The 11,628-nt window shown below is 42.4% G+C and carries 14 protein-coding genes; 9 read left to right on the top strand and 5 right to left on the bottom strand.

Annotation, left to right across the window (positions count from 1 at the left end; translation table 11 throughout):
* Positions 1 to 18: 18 nt before the first annotated feature.
* A complete protein-coding gene (locus IEZ33_RS18700) occupies positions 19 to 939 on the top strand; it encodes an EamA family transporter (RefSeq protein WP_191601496.1) in 921 nt (306 codons plus the stop codon).
* 39 nt (positions 940 to 978) lie between these two features.
* Positions 979 to 1,632: an HAD family hydrolase gene (locus IEZ33_RS18695; RefSeq protein ID WP_191601495.1), complete on the top strand. Its 654-nt coding sequence runs from the start codon at positions 979 to 981 to the stop codon at positions 1,630 to 1,632.
* Between the two features lie 88 nt (positions 1,633 to 1,720).
* Here IEZ33_RS18695 and IEZ33_RS18690 read toward each other — a convergent pair whose 3' ends face one another.
* A complete protein-coding gene (locus IEZ33_RS18690) occupies positions 1,721 to 2,590 on the bottom strand; it encodes a LysR substrate-binding domain-containing protein (RefSeq protein WP_191601494.1) in 870 nt (289 codons plus the stop codon).
* 120 nt (positions 2,591 to 2,710) lie between these two features.
* Between IEZ33_RS18690 and IEZ33_RS18685 the strand changes: the two genes are divergently transcribed.
* Positions 2,711 to 3,364, top strand: coding sequence for a glutathione S-transferase family protein (locus IEZ33_RS18685; RefSeq protein ID WP_191601493.1), 654 nt, complete (start codon positions 2,711 to 2,713; stop codon positions 3,362 to 3,364).
* 172 nt (positions 3,365 to 3,536) lie between these two features.
* Here IEZ33_RS18685 and IEZ33_RS18680 read toward each other — a convergent pair whose 3' ends face one another.
* The 3 genes from IEZ33_RS18680 to IEZ33_RS18670 all read right to left on the bottom strand — a co-directional run bounded on the left by IEZ33_RS18680 (position 3,537) and on the right by IEZ33_RS18670 (position 5,135).
* On the bottom strand, positions 3,537 to 3,911 hold the full coding sequence (locus IEZ33_RS18680; protein WP_191601492.1) for a VOC family protein: 375 nt from the start codon (positions 3,909 to 3,911) through the stop codon (positions 3,537 to 3,539).
* A gap of 115 nt (positions 3,912 to 4,026) precedes the next feature.
* Entirely contained in the window at positions 4,027 to 4,740 is a 714-nt protein-coding gene (locus IEZ33_RS18675) for a helix-turn-helix transcriptional regulator (RefSeq protein WP_191601491.1), read from the bottom strand.
* A 98-nt stretch (positions 4,741 to 4,838) separates the two neighbouring features.
* The gene (locus IEZ33_RS18670) at positions 4,839 to 5,135 is read right to left on the bottom strand and encodes a Dabb family protein (RefSeq protein ID WP_191601490.1); all 297 of its coding nucleotides are present in this window, start codon (positions 5,133 to 5,135) and stop codon (positions 4,839 to 4,841) included.
* Positions 5,136 to 5,275: 140 nt separating this feature from the next.
* Here IEZ33_RS18670 and IEZ33_RS18665 point away from each other — a divergent pair, with 140 nt between their 5' ends.
* Positions 5,276 to 5,866, top strand: a complete 591-nt coding sequence (locus tag IEZ33_RS18665) for a LysE family translocator (RefSeq protein ID WP_191601489.1) — start codon at positions 5,276 to 5,278, stop codon at positions 5,864 to 5,866.
* Positions 5,867 to 5,889: 23 nt separating this feature from the next.
* Here the strand turns inward: IEZ33_RS18665 and IEZ33_RS18660 are convergent, their stop codons facing one another.
* Complete coding sequence (locus IEZ33_RS18660; RefSeq protein ID WP_191601488.1) at positions 5,890 to 6,741, bottom strand: AraC family transcriptional regulator; 852 nt, start codon at positions 6,739 to 6,741, stop codon at positions 5,890 to 5,892.
* A 469-nt stretch (positions 6,742 to 7,210) separates the two neighbouring features.
* Between IEZ33_RS18660 and IEZ33_RS18655 the strand changes: the two genes are divergently transcribed.
* The 5 genes from IEZ33_RS18655 to IEZ33_RS18635 all read left to right on the top strand — a co-directional run bounded on the left by IEZ33_RS18655 (position 7,211) and on the right by IEZ33_RS18635 (position 11,612).
* Positions 7,211 to 8,179, top strand: coding sequence for a TRAP transporter substrate-binding protein (locus IEZ33_RS18655; protein WP_191601487.1), 969 nt, complete (start codon positions 7,211 to 7,213; stop codon positions 8,177 to 8,179).
* 58 nt (positions 8,180 to 8,237) lie between these two features.
* The gene (locus IEZ33_RS18650) at positions 8,238 to 8,774 is read left to right on the top strand and encodes a TRAP transporter small permease (protein ID WP_191601486.1); all 537 of its coding nucleotides are present in this window, start codon (positions 8,238 to 8,240) and stop codon (positions 8,772 to 8,774) included.
* On the top strand, positions 8,774 to 10,081 hold the full coding sequence (locus IEZ33_RS18645) for a TRAP transporter large permease (protein ID WP_191601485.1): 1,308 nt from the start codon (positions 8,774 to 8,776) through the stop codon (positions 10,079 to 10,081). Before IEZ33_RS18650 ends, IEZ33_RS18645 begins: the two co-directional genes overlap by 1 nt.
* Positions 10,082 to 10,085: 4 nt before the next feature.
* On the top strand, positions 10,086 to 10,592 hold the full coding sequence (locus IEZ33_RS18640; RefSeq protein ID WP_191601484.1) for a winged helix DNA-binding protein: 507 nt from the start codon (positions 10,086 to 10,088) through the stop codon (positions 10,590 to 10,592).
* A 210-nt stretch (positions 10,593 to 10,802) separates the two neighbouring features.
* Positions 10,803 to 11,612, top strand: a complete 810-nt coding sequence (locus IEZ33_RS18635; protein ID WP_191601483.1) for a putative hydro-lyase — start codon at positions 10,803 to 10,805, stop codon at positions 11,610 to 11,612.
* The last annotated feature ends 16 nt before the right edge of the window (positions 11,613 to 11,628 follow it).

The following is an 11,628-nucleotide window of genomic DNA, read 5'->3' as shown; positions in this document are numbered from 1 at the left end:
AAGTAAGGACGATAGTAAATGACACTGACCGCCATTATATTAGTACTGATTTCGACCTTTATGCATGCAGGTTGGAATTTCTTTGGCAAGAAGACCAGCCCTACGTTGGCCTTTTTCTTTCTGACTATGGTGGCGGGTACGGTCATTTTTTCTCCCATGGTGTTTATTCATTGGGAGTTGGTTCAAGCTTTTGATTACAACATAATTGTGCTCTTGTTTTTGACCGGTCTTTTCCAATCTTTTTATTTATGGGGATTGGCTGAGGCCTACAAAGCAGGAGACATGTCGATTGCTTACCCTATTGCCAGATCGTCCCCTCTTATTCTGGTTTGCATTACCAGTTTTTTTCTTGGGCAACAAAGTCATGTTTCAATGCAAGCGGTGATGGGGATTATCTTGATTGTATTGGGTTGTTTGTTTATTCCTCTCCCGAGTTTTCGTGAATTAAAGTTCTCTAATTACCAGAATCGTACGACCGCTTTTGCTCTTGTTGCGGCTTTTGCTACCGCGGGTTATTCCTTAGTGGATAATAAAGCGACTCAGTTAATGAGAGGTTTGACAAATTCTGCTGGTGAGCCCATAGCCAGTGCAAGTGAGGTTGCTTTGGTTTATGTTACCTTACAAAGCGCATTTGCCGTTTTTTGGATGGCCTGGTTTGTTGTGAGCACGCCAAAAAAACGCATTGACATGTCTGTTCTTATCAAGGCTCAGTGGCAAGCGGCATGGCTAACAGGTGGGCTCATGTTAGGGACTTATGCCTTGGTTATATTGAGTATGGCTTATGTCAGTAACGTAAGTTATGTCGTTGCACTTCGCCAATTCAGCATTCCATTGGGTGTCTTGTTCGCTGTAATAGGGTTCGGGGAGACCTTAAAAGCCCCTAAAATGATTGGAGTCTTAGTGACTTTTATTGGCTTAGTAGCCGTGGCATTAGGGTAATGTTGCGGTGGATTTATTTATTTTTTTTAAGGAACCATAATGGCTCTGGCATTTTTTGATCTTGATAATACATTGGTTGCGGGCGACACAGCGCAAGCGTTTTCTGAATACATGGTAGCCAGTGAACTGATCACACCTGACAATTTCCTAGAGGTCAATCTCGCGTACATGGAAGACTACGACAATGGCGTATTAGATTTAGAAAAATACATGCATTACACACTCTCTCCGTTATGCCATTTAACCGCTGAAGATTTGAATGTTTTTGTACAAAAATTCATCCGCGATATTATTGTTGATATGGCTTTGCCTAAAGCAAATGCCTTATTGAAAAAACACCATGATGCAGGGGATGAAGTCGTTATTATTTCGGCCACCGGAATACACATAGTGGCCCCTGTCGCAAAATATCTAGGCGTAAAACATGCTCTTGGAATTGACCTAGAAATAAAAGACGGCCACCTCACTGGCGCATTGGTCGGAACGCCAACATTTAGGGAGGGCAAAGTGGTTCGAGCACAACAATGGGCGGAACAGCATGGCTTCTCTATGGATGAAACGTATTTCTACAGCGACTCTCGTAATGATTTGCCTTTATTGGAAAAGGCGCTTTACCCTGTTGCCGTGGACCCTGATCCGGTCTTGCAGCAAACGGCGAAAGACAGAGAATGGCCTATTATTAGTTTGCGCTAGGAACGTCTTGCTGGTGTTTGTTGTCAAGTAAGGTAAAACAAGCGAATACTTGATCGGTGTTCGCTTTTTGTGTTTCTAGTTAGCGACGTTAAGACACATTATTAGACTGCTTTGAGAACGCTTTACTGATCTCGGCCGCCAAATGTGAGCTAAATAATGGGTGCGGAACGGGTGCAACGGCGAGCACAATGTCCACAGAGGGGAGCGTTGGCAAGTTGCCTTCTTCAATAATAGACAGTCCGTAAGACACACTTGATCTGGCCATAGCGCTAATGCCTAAACCACGACGTAATAAGCTTTTAATCGCTGTTGCACTGGAGCTGCTGCAAAGGAGTGTGTAGCTTCGACCTTGTTTCTCTAACCCATCAATTGCCGCGCTGTGAAACTTACAATCGGGTTCGTACAATATTAAGGATACGCTGTGTTGGCTCGCAAGTTGGGCTTCTGATTGAATATCTTTACCCTGTACCCACACCCCTGCATCATGCCGCAGTAAATAGCCTTCTTCGGCATCAGGTGCACGCGTCAAAATGGCGATGTCTATTCTTCCCTGGTCGAGCATTAAGCGTAATTGGGTACTGCATTCACAGACTATCCTAATACCTTGATTGGGTAATGTGTTCCGAATCAAGCTAACAATAGAAGGCAAGACGGATTCAGCGTAATCGTCTGGGCAACCTATGGTTAACGGTGGGTGAAGCTGATGCGATGAAAAATACCCAAGTGCTTCATCGTGCAAGGACACCAGCCTTCTCGCATAACTCACCAGCTGCTGCCCTTGATCCGAAAGCCCAAGGTTGCGGCCTTCCTTTACAAACAACACATGCCCAGTCTCTTCTTCAAGTTTTTTCATCTGCATACTGATCGCACTTTGCGTGCGAAAAGTTTGCTTTGCCGCACGAGTGAAGCTGCCTGTATCAACAAAAGCAATAAAGCTACGAAGTGCATCAATGTCCATAAACAGAACCATCTATAAGTGTTTGAAATAGGTGGTATCAAAACTATTCGTTAGTCATTCGAAAAACAAGCCGCAATAATGGAATACATCAAAGATAAACAAAGAAAAGGAATACAGAGTATGAAACTGATCATCGGCAATAAAAATTATTCATCTTGGTCTTTACGAGGTTGGTTGGCGTTAAAAGCGTTCAATATCCCTTTTGAGGAAGTTAAATTAACGTTATTTAGCGATGCGTTTTACAGTGAGTTGGCCAAGCACTCTCCGGTCGGCAAAGTTCCTGTTCTTGTCGATGACGGCCTAAGCGTCTGGGATTCACTCGCTATTTGTGAATACATTAATGAGCATTGTTTGGATGGGAAAGGTTGGCCAATGGACAGAAGCCAACGAGCCAAGGCTCGATCTATTGTGGCAGAAATGCATTCGGGCTTATTTGCTATACGCAGTGAAATGCCGATGAATTGTCGAGCCAGTCGAACAATTACCTTGTCAAATAAAGCGCAACAAGAAGCGCAATGGATGAATGAAACGTGGACGCAGTTAAGAAACGAGAATGCCAATAAAGGAGATTATCTATTTGGTAGCTTCAGCCTAGCGGATGTTTTCTTCGCTCCTGTCGTTTTTCGATTTGAAACTTATGGCATTGAGCTCTCGGGTGCCGCCGCAATCTACAGAGATACCATGTTATCGCATCCATCTATGCAAGAATGGTTGAGCGACGCTAAAAGCGAAACCCACGTTATCGAAGAAGAAGAAGTGGGCAACGTCGTATAAACAGGTTTAATAAATGAATCAATGCGTCGGAGCTAGGTTGTTATGATGAAAAAACTTACCTCCGATTTACCTTGATCAATTATGGCGGTGAAAGAGTGCAAAGTATTCTTTGTTACGTAGACGTCAGCGGAGAAGCGTTAATGGCTCTGTCGCCTCTTTAGGCAGCACGCCATTAAGATTTCTCGTAACAAAAAACTCGCAGACGATGGCCGTCAGGGTCTTCGGCCGTAAAACTTGTTCCAAAATCCAGTTCAATGGGTTCCTGAATGATGTTAACCCCCAATTCCCGCCACTTGGTGTGGTTTATTTGTAAGGTAATGACATTGCTCACTTCCAGTACGACTTCCATGGCTCCTGCAGCACGGCCTTGTATTTTAGGTGTTACGTCGTGCTTTGCCCATAGCCCAAATTTGGCACCGGACTCTGATACAAATAAAGCAAAACCGTCACTTATTTGTGCAGGCTCACGTTCAAATAAAGGAAGATAAAAGTCGATACTGCGTCGAACGTTTTCGACATATAAGATGGTAAAGTTTGAAAGATCCATGCTGTTTTTCCTATTTCATAATGAATAACGATTAGATACGTAATGGAAAGGCGAGTCGTATCCGTAAATATCGCCAGATCGTTGCGCGATAGGAATAGCATAAATAGGAGGGGTGTCAGTTTCTGTCAGCAGTCGCGGCTTTGCCGTTAGGTGTTGTCAAGGTAGCGCGCCAACGTTTCAGTAGTGCGTGACGAGGTGTCGCATAGCGAGTGTCTATGGCCGTGCAGCTAATCAGACGATCTGTGCGGAAGTGACGACTTTCCTGTCGTAGCTCACACCACGCTACGAGTACACGTACTTCGTCAAAATACCCCAAGGCAAAGGGCCAAATTCGACGTTGTGTCTGATTCCCTTTTAAATCGAGATAATGAATGGACAAGATTTTTTCGTCTCGGATGCATTGACGTACTAAAGACAGATCGACACTGTCTTTCGAGGTGTTTTTGTTGGGGACAACCAGTAATGAAGAGTCGTCTATCAAGTCTTTTAATTCTGTAGGTAAGATGGCTCCAATTTTTGTGAGCGCGGTCTTCGCACTTTCGGTTAAGCCATTGTCTGTTTGCGTTTGCGCCCAGCGGGCTCCCAATACGAGGGCTTCTATTTCGTCTTCGGTAAACATCAGTGGTGGTAACAAAAAGCCTGGCCTAAGGACGTAACCTAAACCCGCTTCCCCCTCAATATTAGCCCCTTGTTCTTGCAGCGTGGCGATGTCTCGGTAGAGGGTGCGAACGCTTATATTAAGTTGTTCTGCTAATTTTTTTCCCGAGATCGGATAGCGATAACGACGTAATAAGTCAATTAAGGTCAGTAAGCGTTGAGAACGAGACAAGACCATGTGCTCCTAAATTTATTATTTTATAGTGCGTTTAGTTTAACTGTTTGTCTCGTACGTTCAAAACACGGCTGGTGAATCGATCGGTGTGTTTTTTATACTTCGTAATCTAGGACAATGATGTCTTTTATCATAGGAACAAATTGCTGTTTTAACGTTTCATGTTCAGGATGAGGTAGATAGGCGTCTCTTGCATGCTCGTCAACAAAATCCATCACTACACAATGAGAGAAGCCTTTGTTTAAGCCTTCTGGACTGTTATTTTTGCTGCACTCAACTGAGAGAATGCCGCTAATTTTCGATTTTATCTCTCTGAACATCATAAAAATAGAAGCCACGTCCTTTTCTCGAACGTCCTCTGTGAACTGAATAAAAAGTATGTGTCTGATCATAACGCTCTCTCCCATCATTGAGTGAATGAGTAGACAGTAAAGCAAGGAAAGAAAGAAATGTAAAAGGTCAATTTTGTTCAATACTCGACAAGGCATAATGAGGAAACTGACGTTCCTTTTATTGTGATGGAATGATTGTAATGACCCTTTCGTTAATTGTGTCTATGTCTTTGTTTTCGTTGGCTGCGTCTCTTTCTCCTGGGCCAGTAAATTTAGTCTGTATTGGCAGTGGGGCACGATACGGAACGCTTATTGGCTTAAAATTTGTTACCGGAGCAACCGTTGGTTTTATGGCTTTGTTTGTTGTTATTGGCTTAAGTTTGCATTACGTAGTGGCATTCTTACCTATTATTACCCAAGTATTACAATGGGTTGGGGTCGTCTTTTTACTTCATCTGAGTTATCAGCTTTTTAAAGATAAAGGTGAAATTACGGTTTCAGAAGCGTCTGGAGCACCGTCTTTTATGACAGGCGCTTATATGCAATGGTTAAATCCGAAAGCCTGGATGGCTTCTTTAGCCGGTATTGTCTCGTATATTCCTGAACCGAATGGACAGAGTTTGGTTATTTTTGCTGGACTGTATTTTGCGATTTGCTGGCTCTCTTTAAGTGTATGGGTTGTGGCAGGTGTTGTATTAGGGCGGTTCATTGAAAATACGAAAGGCATGCGGATGCTGAATAAAACGCTTGCTATTCTTTTGGCTGGAAGTTGCTTCTTTATTCTTTTTTAATTGGACAGCAAAGTCCAATGCTCTCAACGTTGAGTACTTTTGGTAGTGCTTTGATATTGCTTTGGCGTTGCCGCCACTCGTTGCTTAAAAGTACGTTGAAAGTGGGATTGATCATTAAAGCCAACTTCCTGCGCAGTATGAATAATGGAACCGCCAGATTTTAAGGCCAGTTGTCCCATTTGAATGCGTTTATTCAATCGATAAGCATGTGGTGATAGGTTGAAATGCTTTTTAAAGGTTCTGACTAGGTAGCCAGTGCTGAGCGCAAATTTCTCGCTTAATTGTTCTATTGAGGTGTCTTCTAAATAATGCTCATCAAGGTAAGTCGCTACCTCTATTATTGATTTTGCTGGTTTTTTCTGTTCTTCATGTGGTTTCGTTCTATAGATGAAATGAAATAACTCAGCAAAGTACGCTTTTATGTGCTTATCCTTGCCTTCACTGGTTATGGTGTTGTCCTGATCGTACATTAAGATTTGGGCCAGTGTTATAAAGCCTACATAGAAATCATCTTCATGAAGCGTATCAACCCGTGTAGGTTGAAAAATCTTCTCTTGAGTCACTCCAGACTGATGCAAAAACGACGCGAGCCAAGACACGTCAATATGCATCATATAGTACGCCCAAGAGGATTTTGGAAGAGGGTTACAATGATGCACAACATTTGGGTTCATTATAACAATGTCTCCCTGTGACACTTGATGGCGTCGGTCAGCGCATAAAAACGTACTTTCGCCACCTACTATAACACCGATAGACCACTCTTTATGTGAATGGGCCGCGTAGGTGACATTATGCCCATCCGTTACATGCCTTAATTCGATATAAGGTAAGGACTCGTCTCGCCAGAATACGGGGTGGGTAGAAGGTGTCATGGATTCATATCTCGTTGAAGGTCTTTTTAAAAGAGAGACCTTTGAGTATGCCATAAATGGAATTTGGATTGTTAGTCTACTAGTCTTTAAGAGTCATAACGTTTGCAAAAAAACCTTATATAACCACTTTGCATGAGGTTATGAAGACTGCACCTTTAATACTCATGGGGGGATTTTTGTGTTGTTAAATTGCACAGTGATTGAGCAGGAGAAAAAAATTTTGTCGATATATAGATTGGCGAAAAAATAATACGTTAGTGTATTGCATTGTATACAATGTTATTGAGCAGTTTAATACACTATAAATACTTTATTTAAAGGTTTTATAAACTATTGGCTTGTTATTTGCTTTTCCTTGATAACATTAACAAAACGCTGGCGTATTGTCGTTAAGTCGTTTAATAATTAGTTTCGGTTGTGTGGTTTGTCTGCAAACTGAGCTAATAATAAAAACAGTGGAGAATAGAGAATGTTGATAAAGAATATTATAACTGGTTCAATTTTAGCGGGTGGCCTTGTTGCCTCAGTAAGTGCGGCTCAATGGCATATGCCTACGCCTTATGGTGATTCGAATCATCCTACAAAAATTGCGTATCAATTTGCAGAAGAAATTAAAGAAAACACAAAAGGTGAATTGGACATTACGGTTCACTCTGGCGCGTCTTTGGTTAAGCATCCTGAAATTCCTCGTGCAGTCAAAACCGGGCAGGTGCAAATGGGAGAAGTGTTTATTGGTATTATGGGTAATACCCATCCTATCTTTAAACATGACAATATCCCTTTCTTAGCAACAAATTATGCTGATGCGAAGAAATTATGGGAAGCGGCAAAGCCTGAGATGCAAAAACAGTTAAATAAAGAAGGGATGACTTTACTTTATGCTGTGGCCTGGCCTGCTCAAAGTTTGTACAGCAAGGATCCGGTTAACTCTTTGGCGGACTTAGAAGGCTCACGAATGAGAGCGTACAGCCCATCAACGTCTCGTTTAGCGGATTTAATGGGAACAACGCCAACAACGATTCAAGTGCCTGAGATTCCTCAAGCATTTAGTACTGGAATCATTGATGCCATGATCACATCCCCTTCAACCGGTGCTAACGGTCAAGCATGGGATTACGTTAATAACTATACGGATATCCAAGCCTGGATCCCTAAGAATGTTGTGGTGGTAAATACTCGTTCGTTTAAACGTTTAGATAAAGAGACGCAACAAGTTATCCTTGATGCCGCGGCTAATGCGGAGAAAGCTGGCTGGGAAGTTGTGCAAGCGGAAGCGAAAAAAGACACACAAACGCTAATTGATAATGGTATTGCTGTTGCTCAGCCTTCAGAACAATTACTGGGCGAACTTGCTACTATTGGCGAAACCATGGAAGCCGAATGGTTAGCTGAATCGGGTCCTGAAATAAAAGCTTTGATAGAAAATTATAAAAAGTAATTCTATATAAGGTCATCAGTGCTGAACGCTGATGGCCTTTTAAAAAAAAGGCTTTATTATGCGCAAATTACTCAATAACATGTATTTGGCTTCAGGCTATCTGTCTGGCTTTTGCATCCTTCTTATTACTTTATTGATTGTTTCTCAAATTATTGGTCGATTATTCGGTTTTATTGTACCGTCTGTTGAGGACTTTTCCGGTTACAGTCTTGCGGCCGCCACTTTTTTTGGTCTGGCTTATACTTTTAGAGAAGGTGGCCATATTCGTGTCAGTTTAGCGATTAAGTTTTTGCCTGCTGGCTCGAGACATTTTCAAGAATTGTTTATCTTAGCCGTAGCCTTGTTGTTAAGTGCTTTCATGTCATTCTATACGATACACCTTTCTTGGGAGTCGTATATTTTTGAAGAAGTGTCTTATGGCTACATTCCTGTCCCTCTCTGGTTACCTCAAGTACCAGTTGCCTTAGGAATGGTGATGTTCACCATTGCGATAGCGGATGATTTTTTCTGTACGTTACTCGGTCAAAAGCCTAATTACCTGATGCATGAAGAAGAAGAGATTGATTTAGAATCTGGCCTTGGGGGAGATAATTAATGGATACCCTTATTTTATCAACAGTTTTAGCTGTTGCGTTGTTACTGATGCTGGCATCTGGTTTTTGGGTGGCGCTTTCCCTTGTAGGAGTGGGTGTACTGGGCTTGGTTTTATCTGGTAACGATCAGATAGGGCTATTGTTTGCTACGGCTACGTGGGGAGCAAGTACTTCCTGGTCTCTTACGGCGTTGCCTTTATTTATTTGGATGGGGGAAATCTTATTTCGTACCCGCTTATCAGAAGATTTGTTTAAAGGTCTTTCTCCTTTGCTTAGTGGATTGCCAGGACGTTTATTGCATGTGAACGTGCTCAGTTGTGGCATTTTTGCTGCCGTTTCAGGCTCATCTGCCGCCACAGCCGCGACGATAGGGCGAATGACGTTGCCTGAATTGAAGGCTCGTGGTTACAGTGAGCGTATGGCTGTTGGTACATTGGCGGGTTCGGGGACATTAGGTCTGTTGATACCTCCGTCTATTATTTTGATTGTGTACGGTGTGGCGGCGGAAGTGTCGATTGGTCGACTGTTTATTGCAGGTGCACTACCGGGCCTTTTACTTGTCACTCTGTTTATGGGGTACACCGCCTGTTGGGCCTTGTTGAATAAAGATGAGCTGCCGAAAAGCTCAGATGAAAAAATCAGTGTTAAAGATAAGATTGTAGCGTTACAAAAGCTGTTTCCTATTGTCGGTCTGATTGTTTTTGTCTTGGGGTCTATTTACGGTGGTTTAACCACTCCGACTGAGGCCGCGGCTTTGGGTGTCGTCGGTGCGTTATTTCTGGCTTTTATTTCTAAAGCATTAACTCGGAAAAGTTTTCTTGAAAGTTTACAGGGTGCGGTAAAAAGCTCTTGTATGATCGGTCTGATCTTGGTTGGAGCGCACTTTTTAACCTTGGCCATGGGCTTTTTAGGCATACCAAAATCGTTAGCATTTTGGATTTCTGAGATGAGCTTGTCGCCAGTTGAATTGCTGCTTTATTTGACTGTGCTGTTTGTTATTTTAGGCTGCTTTCTCGATGGTATTTCGGTGGTTGTCTTAACAACCGCGGTTGTCTTACCTATGGTGCAACAAGCTGGAATAGATCTACTTTGGTTTGGTATCTATATTGTATTAGTTGTTGAAATGTCGCAGATAACCCCTCCAGTCGGGTTCAATTTGTTCGTCATTCAAGCGCTGACAGGTAAAGATATCTTGTATGTTGCCCGAGCGGCTTTGCCCTTCTTTTTGTTGATTTTATTGGCTGTTGTACTCATCACATGGTTTCCGCAAATCGTTACCTTTTTGCCGACAAACATGACAGGGAGATAGTCGGATGCCAGATAAAGTGATAGTGGCCTCTTCTCATTTGTTATCAGAGAAGGGAACCTGTTTGAGTGAGTTCGAGTTTGGTATGATTATCGCGAACAGTGCTTTCCATCGTTGGATGATGCATTGCGCTAAGACCAGTGGGGTGGTCGATTTGGCCCCTTTAGATATTCTAATTGTGCATCATATTAACCACCGAGAGCGCTCTAAACGATTGTCAGATATTTGTTTCGTGCTTAACGTTGAAGATGTTCATACCGTTAACTATTCTGTGAAAAAGTTATTAAAGCGTCATCTTGTTCAGGGAGAGAAAGTGGGCAAGGAGATGTTTTATAAAACCAGTGAAGAAGGTCGGGCTTTTTGTAAACGTTACCGGGAAGTTAGAGAAGATTGTCTGGTTGATTCTCTTAAAAGCTTTAACTTTTCGCCAGATAAACTGACTGAAATTGCAGAAAACTTGCGAGCGCTGTCAGGCTTATATGATCAGGCTTCGAGAGAGGCCGCGTCTTTATAGTTTTTTTTAGACACGTTATAGCAATGAAGAGAGGGTTGTCTTTATCGGCAGCCTTTTTTTTGAAATAAAAAACTTAATATTAATAAATAAAAGGTGTTATAAACTTTAAAGTGATTCTTTTTAAGATTATTTAACTAAGTTATTGTCTGATTGTAGAATGATCCAGAATTAGATGATTTAATTCAAAAATACGATATTTGAGGTGTGTTTATGTCTATCGAAAAGAGTATTCCCTTGTCGCAGCTATCTCCTAAACAGGTTCGTGAACAGATTCGTTCTGGTCAGTGGAAGGCGAACACATCTGGGGCGGCTTCAGGCTATGTTCAGGGAAATATTGTGATTCTGCCGAAAGCATGGGCCGATGATTTCTTGAAATTTTGTCAGTTAAACCCTAAAGCGTGTCCAATTGTTGGCATGTCTGATGAGCCGGGTGATTTTTTATTGTCTTCAGTGGGTGACAATGTCGATATTCGTACCGATGTACCAAGCTACAAAGTCTTTCACGAGGGTGTGTTTGTGGAAGAAGTACATGATATTACTTCTATCTGGCGCGATGACTTAGTGACGTTCGTATTGGGTTGTTCTTTTTCTTTTGAAGAGCCATTAATTGCCGATGGTTTGGAAGTCAGAAATATTACGGAAGGTGTTAACGTCCCTATGTATCGTACGAACATTGAATGTCGTGCAGCAGGACCCTTCTCTGGTACAACGGTTGTTAGCATGCGCCCAATGGTACCAAAAGACGCTATTCGTGCTATTCAAATCTGTACTCGTTTTCCGTCTGTACATGGTGCGCCTTTGCATTTTGGTGACCCTGCCGCGATTGGTGTACGAGATATCGCCACACCTGACTTTGGGGACGCGGTAACTATCAAAGAAGGCGAAGTGCCTGTTTTTTGGGCTTGTGGTGTAACGCCTCAAGTTGCATTAGAGCAAGCCAAGCCCCCATTTTGCATTACACACAGCCCTGGTTGCATGCTAGTAACTGACATGCGCAATAGCCAATTGGCTATTTTATAAAACTGACATGTGATGT

Origin of the sequence: Marinomonas algicola (genome assembly GCF_014805825.1) — a bacterium.
GTDB lineage: Bacteria > Pseudomonadota > Gammaproteobacteria > Pseudomonadales > Marinomonadaceae > Marinomonas > Marinomonas algicola.
The sequence above is the reverse complement of the archived record's forward strand: the minus strand, read 5'-3'. Positions and strand labels throughout refer to the sequence as shown.

Excerpts from the sequence above, each read along its gene's own strand:
- IEZ33_RS18700 (WP_191601496.1), top strand. The coding sequence starts at position 19 with ATGACACTGACCGCCATTATATTAGTACTGATTTCGACCTTTATGCAT.
- IEZ33_RS18695 (WP_191601495.1), top strand. The coding sequence starts at position 979 with ATGGCTCTGGCATTTTTTGATCTTGATAATACATTGGTTGCGGGCGAC.
- IEZ33_RS18690 (WP_191601494.1), bottom strand. The coding sequence starts at position 2,590 with ATGGACATTGATGCACTTCGTAGCTTTATTGCTTTTGTTGATACAGGC.
- IEZ33_RS18685 (WP_191601493.1), top strand. The coding sequence starts at position 2,711 with ATGAAACTGATCATCGGCAATAAAAATTATTCATCTTGGTCTTTACGA.
- IEZ33_RS18680 (WP_191601492.1), bottom strand. The coding sequence starts at position 3,911 with ATGGATCTTTCAAACTTTACCATCTTATATGTCGAAAACGTTCGACGC.
- IEZ33_RS18670 (WP_191601490.1), bottom strand. The coding sequence starts at position 5,135 with ATGATCAGACACATACTTTTTATTCAGTTCACAGAGGACGTTCGAGAA.
- IEZ33_RS18665 (WP_191601489.1), top strand. The coding sequence starts at position 5,276 with ATGACCCTTTCGTTAATTGTGTCTATGTCTTTGTTTTCGTTGGCTGCG.
- IEZ33_RS18660 (WP_191601488.1), bottom strand. The coding sequence starts at position 6,741 with ATGACACCTTCTACCCACCCCGTATTCTGGCGAGACGAGTCCTTACCT.
- IEZ33_RS18655 (WP_191601487.1), top strand. The coding sequence starts at position 7,211 with ATGTTGATAAAGAATATTATAACTGGTTCAATTTTAGCGGGTGGCCTT.
- IEZ33_RS18650 (WP_191601486.1), top strand. The coding sequence starts at position 8,238 with ATGCGCAAATTACTCAATAACATGTATTTGGCTTCAGGCTATCTGTCT.
- IEZ33_RS18645 (WP_191601485.1), top strand. The coding sequence starts at position 8,774 with ATGGATACCCTTATTTTATCAACAGTTTTAGCTGTTGCGTTGTTACTG.
- IEZ33_RS18640 (WP_191601484.1), top strand. The coding sequence starts at position 10,086 with ATGCCAGATAAAGTGATAGTGGCCTCTTCTCATTTGTTATCAGAGAAG.
- IEZ33_RS18635 (WP_191601483.1), top strand. The coding sequence starts at position 10,803 with ATGTCTATCGAAAAGAGTATTCCCTTGTCGCAGCTATCTCCTAAACAG.